Consider the following 18,680-nt stretch of genomic DNA (forward strand, 5'->3'; position numbering starts at 1 on the left):
GAGGGAGGGAAAGAATGATATCCAATGCCCAATGGCCGCAGTTCTTAAAATGGTTGGGTATAAACGATAGAAAAATACAGACCCTTCTCTTGTAAACTGTCTTCATCACGTGAATCTACAGAAACTAGAGGAATACCCCAGTCAAATCGGGCATTTAATCTGTTGCTCTGCCACAACAACCCTAGTCCTACAGAAACAAGGTTATTGGGGTCAGAGTCGCTGTTCCCAGAACTATTCCAGACAGTTCCATAATCAACAAACGGAGTAATTTGTAACACACCCCCTAATTGAGGTGCTTGTAAAATTGGATACCTAAGCTCAGCAGAAGCAGAAAAGGCATTATCAGTTAACAGCAAGTCTTGGCGGTAGCCTCGTACTGTACGTTGTCCTCCCAAACCAAACTGCTCTAATGGTACTAACGCCCTATCAGCTAATTGAGCCTCTGCACGAATTAAGACTATGGTATCCGGAGCTAGAAGTCGTACCCACTGCGCCTGTCCTCGCCAGGAAAAAAAGCGAGCATCCGGTGCATTATCGTTAGTGGTAGCATTGAAGACATCTAGACCAAAACTAAACTGCGATCGCGCGGCTAGCACTTGTCGGCTACTGCGCTTGGTCCAATCTTGGAAAAACCGCAGTACTGATAGGCGAGTATTTCCTTCATCAGATCCCGGTACGGGAAAACCCACCCGTTTCCCAGTGATGTCTCCCAAAAAGTCAACTTCACTTTCTCGGCGAGATGCGGTCAGTCCGAGGGCAAATTCTTCGTTGGGGGTTTCCACTATTGGTTGACGCAGTGTCAGAGAAAAGTCTTGTGAGGTTCCTTCAATATCCAATATATCGAAGGGTTTTTCAATAACATCACTGGTTGTGTAATTATAACTAAATTCCAATGTCCCGTTATGAGGATTGATGGGTAAGGTATAGCGGGCTTCGACATCGTTGCTACCTGTGGTGTTGGTGTAGGCGATGTTTAAACCATCTCCAAGTCCCAGCAAGTTAGCCTGGTTTAGTTGGATTCGCCGTTGAAAGCTACCAACACTGGGAGAACGATTGTTGTCGAAGGCAATTTGAGCAGAGAGTGTCTTTGCTTCTGTCACCCTAACATCTAGCACGTTAGCACCAGGGGTTGACCCCGTAGCAAGCTCTGCGGATATATTTCCAATGAGCGGATTCAGCTGGAGCAGTTGCAATGCTCTTAGCAATCGATTCACATTCAGAGGTTTGTCAGTGGCGATTTCCAAACGGCTGCGGATGTAGTTGGGGTTTAACCGCTTCAGACCTCTAACCTGTATATTTTCTAATCTACCTTCTATTACCTGAATTGTGACCACACTTCCTTTCACTTTGAAGGTTTGGTTAGCTGGAATGAAAGCTCCGGAGGTAATGTAACCTTCATTACGGTAGAGTTGGCTAATTGCTTCGGAAGCTTGTAGCAGTTCAGCAAAGGTAATGGGTTTGTTGATAAATTCTTTAACTACAGCAGTTAATTGTTTGCGGTTAAATACAGAACTGCCAATCACGTCAAAGCGTTCTACTGTAATGGTTCCGGCAAAGTCGTTGGGAACTGCTTCCTCCGTTTGAGGAGTTGGGGGAGGAGATGGAAATAACTTTTCTGGGGGTGGAATAATAGGGGGTGTTTCGGGTGCGAGCGGCGGATTTTCTTCTTCCGGTCGGCGGAATATATCTGGAGGAGGTTGGGTTTGACCGATTTCACTCTTTAGCTGGAGGGCTTGAGCTGTATTTAGTGTCTGTGCAGACAACGGTTTTTGGTGCAAGCTACTAAATAGTGTCAGGGTTGGCGCAAGCAGACTGAGTAGACCTCTTTGGTAATAAAAACTCAAGAACCTTTTATTAAGCATGACCACTAAACGCAGCAAAGTTAAGAAGGATAGACAGTTTTAGCAGAATTGGGGATAAGGCGAAAGAGAACCTCAGTTTGCATTCCCAGCCTCTGGCTGGGAACGAGAGAGTACTTTTGGGAGGGGTGTCACCTCCATTGACCAACTGTATCCTTAAAGAAACCGGGAATCTTGCAGCGGAGATAAAGATTAAATCTCTCTAGACTGTGGAAGTCGTTTTACCTGTTGCTTGAATGCCAGACCAATTCCTATCAAGAACTAAGAAAAATAATACCTGAAGTATACTCTTAATAGAATTATATTTTTGTAAACAAATAAGAACTTTACTTTAAAAATAGCTGTAAATAGCCTTTATTATCATTACGATTTCCAAATTTTGTCACCTCACAAACTAAAGCTTGTGCATCGGTTATTTTTACAAACATGGGCACCATTCTTATGGCTTGGCTTTATGGCTTGGCAAAAATGGCAAAAATTTTTCCAGTATCCTAAATTGTTAGGATAGTGTGGGGAGTAGGTTGGGTAACGCTATCGCTCTACCCAACCTACAATTATCGTTAACTGAACCGTATTGATTTTTAAACAAGTTCAATATTTAAACCAGTAGACAAATCAGCAGGTTTGTTCTCAAGGATGGCGAATTGAGTTCCCTGAAACAACAAAGCACCTGTGTTGCTGTTTTAGGTAAATTGATTGGTAGAAGTAGCACCAAATCCTACTTTTGAAACGACTATTCTGTCACCTTGCAAGTTGCTGTAGTTTCTGATAATTCTGATATAATACTTGTTAAGACAGCAAAAACTGGGTTTAAACACTGCAAACAGTTACAAAAAGATTTGTCCTCAATCCACGGCTGAAAGTGCTGGGAGTTGTCTGGAAAGACAAGAAATCAGGAAAGTCTTTATGTATTGTAGGGCGGAGCCGCACTCGTGGTTGGCATAAAGGCGTTAACCCAAAGGGCAAGTTGAGTAGGCTAGTCTATACCTGCTAAGTGCTCCAAATAGTGAAACAGGAGATTCAGTGTTTTCCCGATGTTGCGTGTGATTGAAAAGAGTGATACATCGTATCTTCTGGAGCAAGACGAATAGCTGTGTTATAATCTGCCATTGCTTTTAACCGATCCCCGACTTCGTAGTAAAGTTGACTGCGCCAAAGGTAGAAAAGGGCGTTCTCGGGAAGGAGATTAATCGCTTGGGTATAATCCTCAAGAGCTCCCCGTTTATCTCCTAAATTGCTGTGACGAAAGTTAGCCCGTTTAGTGTAAAGGTAAGCATCTTGGGGATGAATGCGAATAGCATTATTCAATTGAACCAGCGTTTGGTCATCTTTTTGTTTAATTTCAAGGTATGCAGCAGAACCAATCTGTGTATTATCTGATATGGTGGAATCTTCCGTAGCCTTAGGCAAATCTTCTTTTCTATACTGAGAATCTGTAGTGTTTGAAGAAGGTTTGCCTGGGTTGAGAGCTTTACAAACTACACAAACAGTTGAGCTAAGGGCAAAGATAACTCCAGCAGCAACAAGTATTCCTGCGAGATCCAGCCCAACACTTTTATCAGGGTGTCGAAAGTAATTTGCATCTTTACCGAGAGAATTTTCGACAACTCGAGTGGATTGTGGAGATTGGAGAGCACTTGTAGCTGTTAGCCCTGATACATTCAGCAGTAGTCCTGTAGCAAGGATTGTTTTCTTCATAATTTGGTTGACTCCACTCCAATGCACAGCTTTTTTTTATCATAAATAATGAGTAACATAAATAAAAATAATGAATTTGATGAAAAAATTGTTTCACGACTTCTTTTGCATTATTCAAGTATACTAAGTTCTCGTTAGCGGCGAAGTGCTTTGTGTACTTCTGGCTCGAGTCAAGGTGATTACCTATCCTAAAGAACGAATAGGAATCATTTCGGTAAGGCGTGCTCGAAAAGAGCACATTGCACAAATCTACGACGAAACACGTTGGTTAACAGAATCAGTAGAAATTTCTTGTACAAGTACTGGGAGTAGATTCTAAATTATTGGTACTAGACGTTTTGGAAATCAGCGTCACTTCCCCTTTACCATTGAATACCCAAGCAGTAGCAGGTATAATTGCTATGGGTTCCGATTCTGGTTTAGAAAACGGCTTTGCAAATGGTTTTTCTCTAGTCTGCTGTGCTGTCGTGGCTGGCAAACGAGTATCAGTCCAAACGACATCATTGCTAAGGGGGTCATCTGGGCTGGGTGGTAAACCGCCGCGTCCAGAGATGGTAAAACTACTACCTTCTAAGTCAAAAGCGGCACATCTAGAGGCAACTAGGTTTGGGGTGTTTAACACAACTGTCGGCAATTGTACTAATCCACGATTGGGGTCTACATCGGGGGTATTGATTTCTACAGAGCCACTGAATTCTGGACCTTGAGCAGAACTGACGGTAATATCACTGAATGGTGTATCTTGCTGCCGAAACTGAATGCCAAAGATACCTGAAGTCTTAATTCTTACTCGACCACCAAAGCTTTCTTGTGCATTGGCTCTAATATCACTATTTTCCCGTGGAACAGCAACAAGATTGTTAGTGTCAATATTGATATTGCCACCAGTAGCAGTGCCACTGGCGCTGCTGGTAATCTTGCTATTACGACGCAATAATATTAAATCTCTAGCTCGTAGGTTAATAGTTGCTTGTTCTTGATTTGGGTCTGCGTCGTTACTACGAGTGTCAGCAGTTATAATAGAGTTGTTGTCTAACAGAATAGAGCGAGCATTGACTGTTAAATTACCGGCGGGACCAGTTCCCTTTGCACCTACAGTTAGTTCTGCGCGATCGCTGAGACTTAAAATTGGAGTGTTAATTGTCAAATTCCCCGCCCTACCACTAGCTAGAGATTGAGAGAACAAAGTGCTGGGTATAGTTTCATTTCCAATGATTCCAGTACCGACGATAGACACGGACTCAGTCGCATTGACTGTCAAAGTTCCCGCATCCCCATCAAAGAAAGAACCTGATTTTATTTCCCCACCATTCTGAATCCTCAACTGCCTGACATTTAAAGTTGAACTACCAGGCAAACCCGAACCAAGGTTATCTGCTGAAATTCTAGCTCCATTTTCAACAGTTAGCACTCCAGTCGTCAAATTTAAGCTACCCACACTTCCTGTAGCTCCTTCTTCTGCTGATACAAAAAGACCACTACGATTGTTGTCCAAAAGGGATGCTGTTGCAAATTGTAAAGCTCCACTCAAGAGAATGGAATTGGTTGCATTAATAGTCAAATTCCCGCCATCACCACTTTTACGAGCAACAGTCAATATCTGCGCTCCATCTTGAACGATTAATTGTTGAGTTTCTATATTCAAACTCCCTGCATTTCCTGGATTATCTGTGCTGTTATTTTGGGCAACTTGAGTAGAGATAGCACTGATGGTACTACCATCTAAACTAGTGCCTCTGACGTCTACAGAACTAGATGCTTTTATCAGTATGTTTCCCGCGTTTCCAACACCGAAAGTTGAAGTATCAACACTAGCTCCATCTCGAACCAGTAATCTTTTTGTATCAATCGTTAAATTACCACCATTACCCGTAACGCTGCCACATTCTGCAGACAGTACACAGACTTGAGAGCCAAGGAAAGTAGGTGCACCTGATGCAGTTCCTTCTAACTCTACAGACTCAAAGGCTTTCACAAATACATCTCCTGCTTTCCCTTCACCCTCTGCAAAAGTTCCGATATTGGAACCTCCGTTCAATTTTACCGACTCAGATGCATTAATTATTAAATTTCCACTTGCTTGTGAACCTGTAGCAATAGAAAAAATTAAAGAATTATCTGTGAGAGTGATATTTTTACCCTGTACTTGAATACCACCATCACCACTAATATCTATCAAGGAACCTGATGTAACGCCAGATATTTGAATATCTCTAAATGTCTGAACACCTGAATATTCTAGAACATAGTGTGTATTAACTTCATTGAGACTAACGTAACTATTAGAGTCAACACTACCTAACTCAATTCTTCCGTTTAATGCCGTTAAATTCCCGTCTGATAAGGAAATAGTACCGCCTACTAAAGCTAAAGTTTTACTACTTGGAACCTGCAATCCAGTAGGAACGCCAAGTGTATTAACTGCGCCATCTAGACTGGCTTGAGATTGATTAATAATCTCTCCAGGATTAGCTCCAAATTGTAAACCTATCGGTACACTGATTGTTAATAACGGTGTAGTGCCAGAGATGTTTGCACTAAATTCTGTGCCATCTTTAAATTTTAAGCTATTTGCTGTGCTGGCAATAAAAGAACCTCCAATACTGAGACTGGCATTAGGTCCAAAAATAATACCAGCAGGATTGATGAAAAATACATTAGCACTACCATTAGCTTTGATCGTGCCATCTATATTTGAAGGCAAACCACCTGTTACTCTTGTGATGATATTTCTCACTACTGCATCATTTCTGAAAAAAGCCGTATCTCCAGTAGTATCAATTGTTGACGCAGAAAAGGAAAATTCTTGAAAACTATGAAAAAGATTCCCATCTCTAAGAGTTCCACCTTCAATAACTCTAGTATTGCCTTCAGTTGTAACGATACTGTTCTCAGGGAGCGTTGTGTCAGGAATAATTTCTGATATTGCTGCATTGGAGAATAATAGCGAAAAAAATACACCACCCAAACAGCACAGACTAATTTCACAAGTTTTACTAAGCTGAGGTTTCATCTTTTCTTAAAAAATAAAATTTCCTAAATTTTCTCACTTATCTCAACAAATAGGAATCCTATTTGATTTTTGAAATACCTGTAGGGTGTGCATTGCCCACCGTATAAAGCTTTTAGTAAGCAATGCCCACCTTACAGGCACTTAGATTTTTTCAGAAATCAGATAGGATTGCTATATGGCTGAGATTTAGGAAGATTATCCGTAATTATAAGTAGGTCGGTATGAAAAAACGTAACTGGGAATGGTCGTCCTTAGTCATTTGTCATTTGTCATTTGTCATTGGTAAGGATCTCAGTGTATTCACATTTTGTAATATAGTTCTGTTTATTCCACCCACCTACTTAGTATAAAATTTCTTCAAGAAAGACATCTTGAAGAATATGGGTTACGTTAAGTCTAAAAATTAATTTTTGCTAAAACAGAATGCTTACGACGGTCGTCAATACGGCCTATCTAATCAATGCCAGAAACATTCTCTTCTCATCTCTCCAGACGTCTATTACTTTTCCGTAGTAATGCTGTACTCAAAATGCTAAAACCTAGTAAACCAGTTATAGCCATAGGTTCTGGAACTTTAGTCACCTCATCAGGAGCAGGAATCAAGAAAAATGCATTAGTTTCGCTGAGAACAGAATCCACATTCAAAACTCCAAGTCGTCTTGGGAATCCTACTGTCCCATCGTTATTCAAAAATTGATTCAAATTTGATGCATTAAAAACAGATAAAGAATTCGCATCGGTGAAGGGAGCATAAAATTCAAAATTGATGAAATTTGATTTTGAATCTTGTAATCTAGCTTCATACTTCACGGCTTTATTGGTAAATTTTCCTTGAAAATCTCCGTCTGTATCATTAATTGCTTGCAATTCAGATGGATCTTCTATTAAAGAAGTTTTTAATTCTGCCGGATTAAACTTAAACGTGTTAAACTTCGTCTCGTCGCCAAAAGGTCCAGTTTCAAGTTGATTGTAAGTAGCGTTTTTAATAGCTCCAAGAAAGCTTCCTAACTTGGGGTCTGTATTAGTGTCTGCGATAGAGGTATCAATTTCAAAATAAAGTGTATCTGTCGTGTTTACTGCCCTACCAGAACCTTGGGCTATACCAGCTATAGAAGATTCTGGAGCTAAGTAAACTGTCATTGCAAGTACGGTAGCGGCTGAAAAAGTTTTTGCTAATTTATTGATAATTCTCATTGGAAAAGTTGTGAAATTACTGAAATTACAGTATTTGTCAACACCTGACATTAATATTTATTGAACCATGACTGCTATAGTTTATACTAGTTCTTTACAGTTTCTTTATTGAAAGAATATCTAAAATTTATGATTTGTTTGTGCGTAATATTGTTGAAGAGTTTTGTGTTGAACATTATGGCTCTCTGGAAACCGTTCTCTCTTCTGATGCTAAATTTGAAATCTGGGCTTATAAAACAAGGTGAAATTAGCAAAAAGAAAAGGGATTTTGTATCATCTCGTTCCGAGATAGAGCGTCTCTGCGGTTTTTCTTTAACCCCTTAAATTTAAAGTGGCAAAACCACTACTAGTAGCTTTGCTTGTACCAGTATTGATTTTTATAATTCTTAACAAAATAGCTATACCCTCATGTTATTGGCAACCCCAGCCTCTGCTTGCTATTTTGAGAGAAATTCGCAACTAGATATTTTGACTGCCCCTTGAAAAGATAAAAACTTTATACTTAATATTTCATCCTTCATACTTTATATTTCATCCTTTACACTTGTATCTAAATTAGGAATGGGTTATGAGAAGCGACATGGTAATAGAGCAATTACGCCGCTACAAAGAATATGGGGAATCCGTTCTTCAGAATTTGGATTTAGTATCGCAAAACCCGCCTCCCAGAGATAACTGGGTTCCAACAACCATTCACGAGAGCATCCAGCGCCTTCAGCAATCAGCTAAAAGGGTCGTAGAACTTGCTTCTTCTCCTGTCAAAATCGGCATTATGGGAGAATTCAGCAGTGGAAAAACCTTGCTTTTGGGCAGTCTTATTGGCTATGCTGATGCTCTGCCCGTCAGTGAAACTCCAACAACGGGAAATGTCACTGCAATTCACCTCGTTCAACAACCAGACTTACAAACTACGAAGATCAGTCAGTTTGCAGTTGAATATCTTTCGCATGAAGGAGTCAAAGAATGCCTGTGTTATATGCTAGAAGAGGCGGAACAACGGGCAAAAGCTGTCAATCTACCAGCATCAGAGCTTGCTGTTTTGAAAAGTTTGTACCCAACAACTCAGGTTGACAGTCACGGGATTTTAAGATGGTGCGAGCAAGCATGGAAAATTCAAAGCTTGGAGTTAAGGGCTTTATTGCGAGAACTCGTGCTTTTTGCTCGTACTTATAGCATACATGGAAGTGATATTTGCGGTAAAACCTACCAGATTGATAGTACTACGGCTCACAAAGGGTTAAGGTTAGCTGAGCCGCCCATGAATATTTTAGAACTCAGCTTTGAGCAATTACCTCCTGCTCCAAAACCCTGGGAAACCTTAGCGCAGCCATCAGCCAAAGATTTACGGAGTAGCTTTTCCCTGATCCGTCGCGTTGACGTGACGGTTGAAGTGTCAAAACAAATTTGGGATTTATCTTCCCTTCAGGGAACAAATGAATTTATTCTGTTGGACTTTCCTGGGTTGGGGGCGGCTGATTCTGGTGTCAGAGACGCTTTTCTGTCTCTGAGGGAATTGAGAGATGTACAAACTATTCTGCTGCTTCTCAACGGTCGATACCCTGGCGGTGTCACTGCTACAAAAATCCGCAGTATGTTGGAACGGGATAAGGGACAAGACCTCAGAGATCGGATTATTGTCGGTGTGGGACGCTTCAATCAAATTCCTCTAAGTGGGAGTGATGAGCGATCGCTCGACGAGCTTTTAGATGAACCTCTCCTCTCAGAAGAAACCGTCCTCGAACAGCTCAACATTCTCAAACTGACCGTGGCTAGCGCCAGTAATTTGACAACAGAGAAAAAGAATATTGTTTTGCTATCACAACTGTATGGATTAACAAAACTAGCAGAACAGTCCTCTCTACTGCAAGTTTCTTCGAGAGAGTTTTTATCCGAACTGGATAAACCAAACAAACCAGATGAGCTTCAACTACGAGAAAAATGGCGACAACTTAGCGAAATGCTACCGCCATCAAGTTACTTGCACAAACAACTGGGCAATTATGCTGAAGATGGTGGTATTAACAGGTTGCGTTCTCTACTTAAGGAACACGTGGCTTTGCACGGACTGAAGCAACTTGTAGAAGATACAAAAAAAGCATCTGAGGCTTTGAGAAAAGAACAAAACAATCTGAAAAATCTATTAGAAGATATTCCCGCTTATATACCAGTCGTTGAAAGCCCTGTTTTTCTTACCTTACGAGAAGCTATAGAAAACTTAGTAACCGCATACAGACAATTCCAAGAAGATTTAGACAAACAACCCATTTTAATTAATCGCAATAATGTAGCCGTTAGCGATGTTGTCAAAGATGAACTAACCAATAAAATCTTTTTTGAATGGAGCGAGTGGACATTACTTTTCGATCGAACAAAAAATGGAACTATTGTTTTGACAGAAAGTGAAAGCTTTTTTGAAGAAGATGAAGTAGATGATTCCATTCCTACAAAAAGCGATGATTTCTACTCAGCATTTGTACAAACCATCCAAGATATGCAAGCCTTTGCTCACGATCGCACCACAGAAGCAGTGACAGACTTATTCGGCAAATTATCCACGGATGTACAGCAAGAAAGAGAGAAACTCAGCCCGATTCTGTTACAAGACAAAGAATCTTCCATTGAGAAAAAGTTTGGCAGAAGCCAAGTTCGTTTATTCAGAAACCTGCTGCGTGCGATCGAACCCGCTCAAAGATGGCAAAACCTCATTATCCAACACAGCGGGCTAGCAGGAGATGCCGTTCCCGTTCATGCAGAGGCTTTATTTCCCCTAGCACGTAAAGACGATAGACATCAAAACGGTCAAATTTTTGATTGGAGCCCGGATAAAAAATTTACCGTTTCTCCAAGACCATTTAACCATCAAGTTGCCGTTTTAAGATTGCGAGATGAAATAACAGCGAGTGCGGGATTGCACTTAGTACAGTATGTCAGTCAACTGACCAAGCAAGTCAAAGTGTCTTTCTCCAAAGCCTTAAAAGAAATTGTAGACAATCTGCAAGAACTTTTAAAATCCAAGCACGAACCCCTGCTAAGACATATCGCCTCTGCAGAAGCACAAACTTCAGCCTCCATTCCACCTTGGTTGGATACTCTATCCCAAATTCCAGCAATTTCATATCCAGAGGAAATTTAAATGGAACCAACAGTGGAACAGTAAAAAACAACTGGCGCATATCGTTTAGTTTGTCGGTGTAAGATTACCTTATGAAAATCGACCGACATGACCAGACCAAAATCTTAACACCTGATGAAATTAACCGATTGTTCACCATAGGGCTAAAAACTCCACGCGATCGGGAGCATCCCGTTTTGGCAATTTGCCCTCAGAATGGAATTCTGGGGCTATACAAACAAACTCCCTTCGGGTTCGCCCTCCGGGTTCGCCAGTCGCCTACGGCGGGAAACCCGCCTACGTGGACTTCGTATTAGTCCGCGCAGGTGGATTTAGCTTGTATAGCCGCGATTTCCAATTGCCAGGTCTTTTTTCCAAATTGGGATGCTCCCAATAGAATCAGCGTTTCTATGATACCATTCGTGACAGGTTAAGGTTAGTTTGCACTGCAAAAATGCTTAAAGTGCTGGATGAAATTTGAAATTATTTCCTGCTACTTATTAAAGAAGTAAGGGTTCTGATTCCTCATACATAGTTGAGGATAACTACAAAATTATATTTAAACTGTGGCACGACTCCAAGTTAATTTGATTAAATCTAAGACGTAATCAACAGAGTTATCTATATATTCTGATGTTTCATCATTCATAAGCCATAATTTCCCACCAGTAATATAAATTTGGTTTGGTTCTTTATAGTAAGCTTGATGACGGCTGATCCATCCTGCTTTATCTCCAGTAGTCTCGATTTTTTCGATTTTCAATGTGTGGCAATGTAACCGATAAACCGGAGTTTCATAATATATTCTTGCATCTACATATCCTAAATTACCAATAATATAGATGTATTCTCCAACTAATGTTGCCGAATGAAAATCAGTTGGCGGGAACACATCTTCTGGATAACCAAAAATCTGGAAATTACCATCACCTTGGTAAACTACAACATCGTTGTAGATACAAAAATCTGGGTCATAGTAGTCTTCATGTTCACCGGCAATTTCGATAATTCTACCGTCTGGTAATTGTGTAATGGTTCTGCCAAATCGCTGATAGCACCATGCTAAGTCTTGCCAATTTTCTGTATCGTCAAAAAGCTGTTTGGCTGTATAAGCAGAACAACCTTCTTTAATCATCGCTTGCCAAAAAGGGATTTCCATCAACTCTGGATTAGTTCGGCCAAAACGCGGATGTTTGTCAGCAAAATACTGCTCTGGTGATAATTTTGAGAGTGAGAATGTGCTGCGGTTAATTCCAGTAAGCAATCGCCGCATATCATCGTTAATATCACTCAAATCTTCACCAGCTGCAACGAGCATTCTCACAATTTCCAGATTAGTCGCCATCTTAATGGCTTTGTTATCGTAATTATCAGATCTGCCAGCATTTGCACCAGCCTCTAATAAAATTCTGACGCAATCAATTGCACCACGCTCTGCGGCCAACATTAACGCAGTGTTGCCAAAATCATCAGTAGCTTCAACATCACATCCCCCTGCAATTAGCCATTGTAGGACTTCAACCCTATTATTTCCTATCGCATACATTAATGGCGTTTGTCCGCAGTTTCCGCGATCGTTGTAATTTGCTCCCGCCGCTAGGAGTAATTTAACTTTAGCTAGTAGACATCTCCAAAAACTGCCCAAGTATCTCTATGACTAACTTATAGGGTGCGATCTCCAGTTTCGCAAGCCAGCTAGTTTATACGATAGAATAAGGTTTTGAGATATTTGTTGTTAATAATCAAACCAAAAAACGTAGTTAGGTGCATTCATTTTTAAATCAGGCGATCGCATATATTTCTGTTGGTAATACGAGGGCCCCAATTCGGAATCTTACTAGTCCACAAATTGTCAAAATTACTTGCTCATACTTTTTAGGATTTAACCGAAATCTTTCTTGGACAACTCGGAATATTTTTACCGAACGAATTCTGTGTTCAACAAATATTCTTTTGGAGGAAAACTCCTGGTTTTCTTTTTTCTGAGAAATAGTTAACTTTCCATTTCTCGGTGTTTTAATAGGTGTGTCAATTAAATCTTCTCCTTGATATCCTAAATCTCCCTTAAATTTTTGTTTTTGGTCAAAGTTATCACGATTTTCTCGAAACAAAGTTATATCACTTTTCGGTCCAGGTTCGCCAGCTACAACATCAACGATATCCCTTGCATCTGGCAAAATAATCATCTGACTTTTAAATGTATGTTTACTTGCCTTGCCAGAGTAATATTTTTCTTGCTCCTTATTGTCTTTAGGTCTTTCCCTCACTTGTTCATAGCTGTCTACAATTAATTCGTAATCTGTGAGAATTTCTTGAACTACCATCAAATCAGATTCGTTTTTTTTTACTTGTTCAATTAAACTGGATGGCAACAATTCCCTAAGTATTGGCAACCAATAATTAAATGTATCATTTGCTGTAGACTCACTCACTCCAAACTGGATGCCCAAAAGTTGAAAGGTTGTCAGATGCCTGAGATAGACCAAGGTTAAAATTATTTCTTCTTTCATGGATAGTTTGGGTTTACGACCTCCACCACTAGCAATAATTCTCACTTTTGTAGATTCTAATAACTCTTGTTTTTCGTGGTGTAATCTTTCGGCATTTTGAATTAATTGTTGTAACTGTTCGTACTCTAGACCAATTAACCGCTTTGTTTCTTTAGGATTCTCTTCAATATGGTTCAGTATATTGCTCATATTTCTGTGTCAGAAAAGCTCTCTAATGTTCTTATATCACAGAATATAACTATTTTGGAGATGTCTAGTTCACCCACCTGAATACTCAATAACCAAGGCGTTCTATTCCAACAATCACGCGTATTTTGGTCTGCGCCTTGTTCCAGTAATAACTGGATTTGCTCTAAACTCCCAAAAACTATAGCGTGCATTAATTGAGTCCATCCCAGTTGCTCTGGGTTAGCACCCGCATTCAATAGTAATTGGACAGCATCAAATCTCCCAATATGAGCCGCTACTTTAATTGCAGTCTCACCATAGCTACTCATCCCATTCACAGCCGCACCTCTAGAGATAAGTAAATTTAAAATCTCTATGAAATTTTCATCCTGTAAAATATCTCGACCATACATAGCATCAATTAAGACATCATATTCTCCTGGCCTGCGATAGTTAATATCTGCTCCAGCATCCAGAACCAATTGGATTTTCTCTACATTCCCTGACTGCACAGCCAACCCAAGGACAGTATGTTGATATTCTGGTTCAACAGCATTCACATTCGCGCCATGTTGCAACAGAAAGCGAATCATATCGCTAAGAGCGCTAGAACTGCTAAGGGCGTACATTAATGGTGTTTGCTGGGAAAACTCTTCTAAACAATCAATATCAACGCCATTAGCTATCTCATACGCGACTTTGGCGATATCTCCTTCCCGTGCATAAATATGAATTTGCATAATTTTTCCGAGTTAACTCCTGTTATCAAGTTAGGCTTGACTCAAAAAAATTATGCAGATTACACAATTTTTTAGTGCCTCATGATGAACTAACACCCTTTCTCCTGATAAGGGAATTGACCAAGGTGCCGCTACTTAGCTAAAGGGAAAAGCGGAGCTTACTGGTAATATAAGTTACAAGCAACCGCCGCCATCTTCCCCACAAAAACCTTATAGAAGTTAACTAAATATAAACATCTTGGGAATTGGGTAGTCAAGCTTACCTGATGGCAGTTGAGCAAGTCGCTATGAGAGCCAAGATTGAAGGACTGCAACGAGCTATAAATACTTTACTTCAAGGGTCAGCTGATTTGATAGACGAAGCTAAAAAATATAAGCAAGATTAATCACGTTGTTCGTAAAAAATTTTCGCGAACACATCTTTTTTGTCCAAAGTCCAATTCAGTGGATTAACTTGGTTAGACTGGATGGAAGGAACAATCGCATTGTTATACTTGTTGCGGACACAATACAAATAGAAATTTATCCCAACGCAAAGGTAACTGTTCAATGACTAAACTGAATTACAATGCTATATCTGATAACGACTTGCTAAACTACGTTAAACAACATTCCGAAGATAATGAAGCTTTTTACACGTATATTGATAGCAAACGTGCTGCTCAACCCGATCCAAAACCCATGTCAGTAGAAGAAGCCGAAGCTGAATTGCAACGGCGAGTTGGTCAGCCGTTGTAGGGTACAATGCCAACTAAAAGCTTGGTATGGTACAAAAAAACTTCAGGAAATCAATAGCTCTCTCCTCTTACCGCTGCGTACTCTGTGTCTTAGCGGTTCAATAAATGAATTTCAACCGCATAGGAGATTCAGAGCTTAGAGAGAGGGCGATCGCGACTCATTAAAAATTAGATACGGCGGTGTAATACTCACTCAATTCTCATCCAAAATTCTAAAATCTAAAATCACAAAATGCCAGTCAAAATCGAACTATTAAATCGTTACCAACTACGCTTAAAAGACGACGATCTTTTACTGCTACCCGTTATTGAAATTAAACCAACTGATAACTTCAACTTACCCCACATTTCCAGAATTGATATCTCTGTCACTGGAACACCAGAAGATTTAGCACTACAGATACAATCAGCTTATAAAAGTGTCAATTTCAGTACAAGTAAACTTTTAAAACTGACAACTCCACAACGATTAAAGCAAATAGATTGCAGGTGGGATAGACCTTTATCAATGCGTGTCAACTGCATTCTCTTGGTCACTGTGGAATATTTCGATTCTGATGAAGTTGGTAACCCAAAACTGTTTGCCACACAAATTGCCGTGTCTGAATGTAATATATGGACTAGCGCACCAGTTGAAGAAACAGAAACTAAAGTTTCATCTGCACTCATCACACCACCACCTCCAGGACCTTTTTTTAAATCAGAACCAATACCAGAAATGCAAAAGCCAGAAATTTCCTATCCAGGTTGGTTTGCCATAGATTTTGGTACGTCTAATTCTACAATTACGCTGTACGATCCTAAGGTGATTGTGACTCCAGATAGCTTTCCCAGCGAGCAAGAAGCAAGGTTGCGGGAACGCATGGCGTCATGGCTGAACCACCGCCCTGTAGATAATATACCGGGTATTAGTCGGGATGCATGGGAACAAGAATGGCAAAAGTTTTTGACCGAACTGAGTAAAGATTTGAAAGAAATCAATTCTGTGACTCGTCACAATTTGGGAGATCGACTTTTTCGGGGTGTAAACAATATTGATTTGTTGGAAACTATCAGACAAATTGAAATTTGTTTGAGCAAACGTCTGGGTTGGTTTCGCCGTGCAGCAAGCAAACGGTTGAATCAAATCTATCATGAAGTTTTCCGCGTACCTCCGTTAGAATGGCAAAGTTTAATACCAGTAGAATTAGATAAAGATCGCCGTCTGAATGAAATTTCTAGTGAGTTGGAAGTTTCTCATTTGGAACCATCTCTACCAAAAAACGATCGGGCAAAAGTTAAAGTGGTTTTGGGCGAACAAGCCAAGCAGCACCGACTCGATGCGATTAGGAATGGAGAGGATATTGAAGGTAGGTTTTTGCATTCTCCCAAACGTTACTTTGGACAAGAACGTTCTTTTCAAATTACACTGAATGGCAACTCTGAAAGCATTGAAGTCAACAAACTCCTTCAAGCTGCTTATGCTCAACTGATAGAGTTAACTGAGAAGTACCGCCAACGCTATCCCGGTAGATGTTCTGAAGGAAAATTCTATCGCGCTGTCGTAACTTATCCAACGATTGCCTCACCGTTTGTTCGTCGTGAAATTGAAAATTTGGTGAGACAATTGGATATTGAAGATGTGCAAATGGCTTACGATGAAGCTATATCGGTCGCCCTCTTTTTTCTCTGGCGGGAATTTGGTGGCGATCTGAATGTGGGGATTGAGTCATTTAAAACCCGTTGCCGTTACAATGGGGATAAATGGTGGCAAAATGTCCTGGTTTTAGATATTGGTGGCGGAACGACGGATCTGGCATTGATTCGCCTGACGTTGGAAGAAATTAATCCCTTTGAGCCAGGAGAAGATCGGGGTGATGGTGGGAGATATTACAAACTGACTCCTAAATTACTGGGTTCTTCCGGTCATTTGCAATTGGGTGGTGAGTTGATTACTTTGCGATTGTTTTTGTTGTTGAAAGCAGCGATCGCAGACTGTTTGCTAACGGCTGTTGTCCGAGAACGGCTAGACAAGGATGTTTTAAAAGTACAACCAGAAGAGTTAAGCGATTACTTCCTCGATAATGGTAAATACTTACCCGGTAGTTTGTTAGCTTATGTGGATAAAGAAATTCGAGAAGGTGATGCTTATAAAGATGCATTAAATGCAGCAGAAAAAGTAATTCCAACTCGTTGGAAATATGCGTCATCCCGCGCTCAAACTTTTTACACTCTCTGGGAACAAGCAGAGAATGCAAAAATTATACTCGGTCAAAAGCGACAGAAAGATGCTCCCGAACCAGTGTTTGTTGTCAACGGGCAAAAAATCTTTGAGATGCTGCAGCAAAATGATATTCAATTACCAAGTGAGGCGATCGATACCCTCAGTGTAACCCTGACAGTCAAGCAATTTGAAAGAGCCGTCTCTCCTGTCATTCGAGAAGCGATCGGTATTGCTCAAGGTTTAATTGAGAATGCGTTTGGAAGCAAGGTACCTGAGTCTCAAAATTCCCAAAACAACAAAGAGCAAGTTGATTGGTTTATTTTATCAGGAAAAACCTGCAATCTTGAATTGGTCAGTCGAGAACTCTATCAAGTTTTTAGCAAGTCAGATTATTTTGTTTGGAATGACGAGCGAGTTACCTTTGAACCAGAATATACAAAATTGGCGACTTCTGCAGGGGCTTGTTTTGCTGAAAAAATTAGACAACTGGGTTTCTCTCCTAAAGATTCAAAAGAATTGCTGCGTAGAGGCGCAAACCAGCTTTATATAGATGTTAAAAATTTATTTTATTTCCTCCCTTGCTCCTTTAAACGAGAAGTCATTGGAGGAAATTTAGATCCTATTTTCCAAGCAGGTCAAGAACTTTATCAACTCCAAGTGAATGACTCGCTTGCAAGATTTCGCAGTACCTGGCAAGGGATGCAATTAACAAATAATATCATTCGTCAAGATTTTGAGAATATCAAGCCTCAACTTTGGGGAAGCTACAACGGTGAGGCGTTGAGAAGAAAACTAGACATGAGTGAGGAAGATTTTAAAAACCTCATCAAAATTCAGTTTGAAATCAATCAAAAGCTTGATATCGATTTACTACTTTGTCAGAGTAATCCACACTACTTAATTCCGATTAATCTTCCTTGCTTGGATGCAGCAAAAGCGATTTCAACACCAACAGTCATTTCTGATGATGGTCAAGTTATCTGTGATATCGCCGTTAACGTTGCAGAATCGGCAAATGCTTTAAAAACAGATGCTCACACCGTTATCTTTCAGGCTCAGAAAGACTACAGCAACGATTTAAGAGTTTTTCGCTATGATGACGGAGATGTACAGCCCCAAGGAAAAGGATTAATTACAGAATTACCTGCATTTCCTGCTAGTGGAAAACACACTTTTTACTTTCAATTTCACAACCCACAATCAAATAAATGGGAACTCATCGGTCAGTTACCGGAACCAGAAGTGAAAACAGAATATCCCTGTCGATATTACGTTTCTTTAAATGAGAAAGGAATTCTGAGAGTGCATGCATTTGAAGTTCCTTACCTAACTTCATCAGATCCGAATTGTCTTAAACAAGAAGGATATGTTTTTCGAGACACCCTCCAACCCCAACCCAATGATGTGAAAGCAGAACGCGATCCCTTTTCTGGAGAACACTAAACA

General features: G+C 40.2%; 12 protein-coding genes. 5 read left to right on the forward strand and 7 right to left on the reverse strand.

Annotated features, from left to right (window positions below; translation table 11 throughout):
- Positions 1-44 precede the first annotated feature (44 nt).
- The 4 genes from HC643_RS25530 to HC643_RS25545 form a co-directional block, all read right to left on the reverse strand.
- Positions 45-1,763, reverse strand: coding sequence for a ShlB/FhaC/HecB family hemolysin secretion/activation protein (locus HC643_RS25530; protein WP_336604381.1), 1,719 nt, complete (start codon positions 1,761-1,763; stop codon positions 45-47).
- Between the two features lie 1,116 nt (positions 1,764-2,879).
- The gene (locus tag HC643_RS25535) at positions 2,880-3,557 is read right to left on the reverse strand and encodes a tetratricopeptide repeat protein (protein WP_050046875.1); all 678 of its coding nucleotides are present in this window, start codon (positions 3,555-3,557) and stop codon (positions 2,880-2,882) included.
- Positions 3,558-3,834: 277 nt separating this feature from the next.
- Positions 3,835-6,570: a two-partner secretion domain-containing protein gene (locus HC643_RS25540; RefSeq protein WP_050046874.1), complete on the reverse strand. Its 2,736-nt coding sequence runs from the start codon at positions 6,568-6,570 to the stop codon at positions 3,835-3,837.
- Positions 6,571-7,050: 480 nt separating this feature from the next.
- Positions 7,051-7,764 (reverse strand): hypothetical protein, encoded by a 714-nt coding sequence (locus tag HC643_RS25545; protein WP_137986604.1) that lies wholly within the window; start codon positions 7,762-7,764, stop codon positions 7,051-7,053.
- A 568-nt stretch (positions 7,765-8,332) separates the two neighbouring features.
- Here HC643_RS25545 and HC643_RS25550 point away from each other — a divergent pair.
- Entirely contained in the window at positions 8,333-10,897 is a 2,565-nt protein-coding gene (locus HC643_RS25550; protein ID WP_038092234.1) for a dynamin family protein, read from the forward strand.
- 71 nt (positions 10,898-10,968) lie between these two features.
- The gene (locus HC643_RS40895) at positions 10,969-11,193 is read left to right on the forward strand and encodes a hypothetical protein (RefSeq protein ID WP_082051916.1); all 225 of its coding nucleotides are present in this window, start codon (positions 10,969-10,971) and stop codon (positions 11,191-11,193) included.
- A 242-nt stretch (positions 11,194-11,435) separates the two neighbouring features.
- On the opposite strand, the gene HC643_RS25560 is transcribed toward HC643_RS40895, so the two are convergent.
- The 3 genes from HC643_RS25560 to HC643_RS25570 all read right to left on the reverse strand — a co-directional run bounded on the left by HC643_RS25560 (position 11,436) and on the right by HC643_RS25570 (position 14,294).
- Entirely contained in the window at positions 11,436-12,521 is a 1,086-nt protein-coding gene (locus tag HC643_RS25560) for an ankyrin repeat domain-containing protein (protein ID WP_082051915.1), read from the reverse strand.
- Positions 12,522-12,657: 136 nt separating this feature from the next.
- Positions 12,658-13,575: a transposase family protein gene (locus HC643_RS25565; RefSeq protein ID WP_038093450.1), complete on the reverse strand. Its 918-nt coding sequence runs from the start codon at positions 13,573-13,575 to the stop codon at positions 12,658-12,660.
- Positions 13,572-14,294 (reverse strand): ankyrin repeat domain-containing protein, encoded by a 723-nt coding sequence (locus tag HC643_RS25570; protein WP_237265943.1) that lies wholly within the window; start codon positions 14,292-14,294, stop codon positions 13,572-13,574. Before HC643_RS25570 ends, HC643_RS25565 begins: the two co-directional genes overlap by 4 nt.
- A gap of 454 nt (positions 14,295-14,748) precedes the next feature.
- On the opposite strand from HC643_RS25570, the gene HC643_RS42640 reads away from it, so the two are divergent.
- The 3 genes from HC643_RS42640 to HC643_RS25580 all read left to right on the forward strand — a co-directional run bounded on the left by HC643_RS42640 (position 14,749) and on the right by HC643_RS25580 (position 18,677).
- A complete protein-coding gene (locus HC643_RS42640; protein ID WP_419723338.1) occupies positions 14,749-14,847 on the forward strand; it encodes a DUF6888 family protein in 99 nt (32 codons plus the stop codon).
- Entirely contained in the window at positions 14,844-15,032 is a 189-nt protein-coding gene (locus HC643_RS25575) for a DUF6887 family protein (RefSeq protein ID WP_038078070.1), read from the forward strand. The genes HC643_RS42640 and HC643_RS25575 overlap by 4 nt, the downstream gene beginning before the upstream one ends.
- Positions 15,033-15,263: 231 nt before the next feature.
- Entirely contained in the window at positions 15,264-18,677 is a 3,414-nt protein-coding gene (locus HC643_RS25580) for a molecular chaperone (RefSeq protein WP_038078068.1), read from the forward strand.
- Positions 18,678-18,680 lie beyond the last annotated feature (3 nt).

The organism is Tolypothrix bouteillei VB521301 (genome assembly GCF_000760695.4).
GTDB lineage: Bacteria > Cyanobacteriota > Cyanobacteriia > Cyanobacteriales > Nostocaceae > Scytonema > Scytonema bouteillei_A.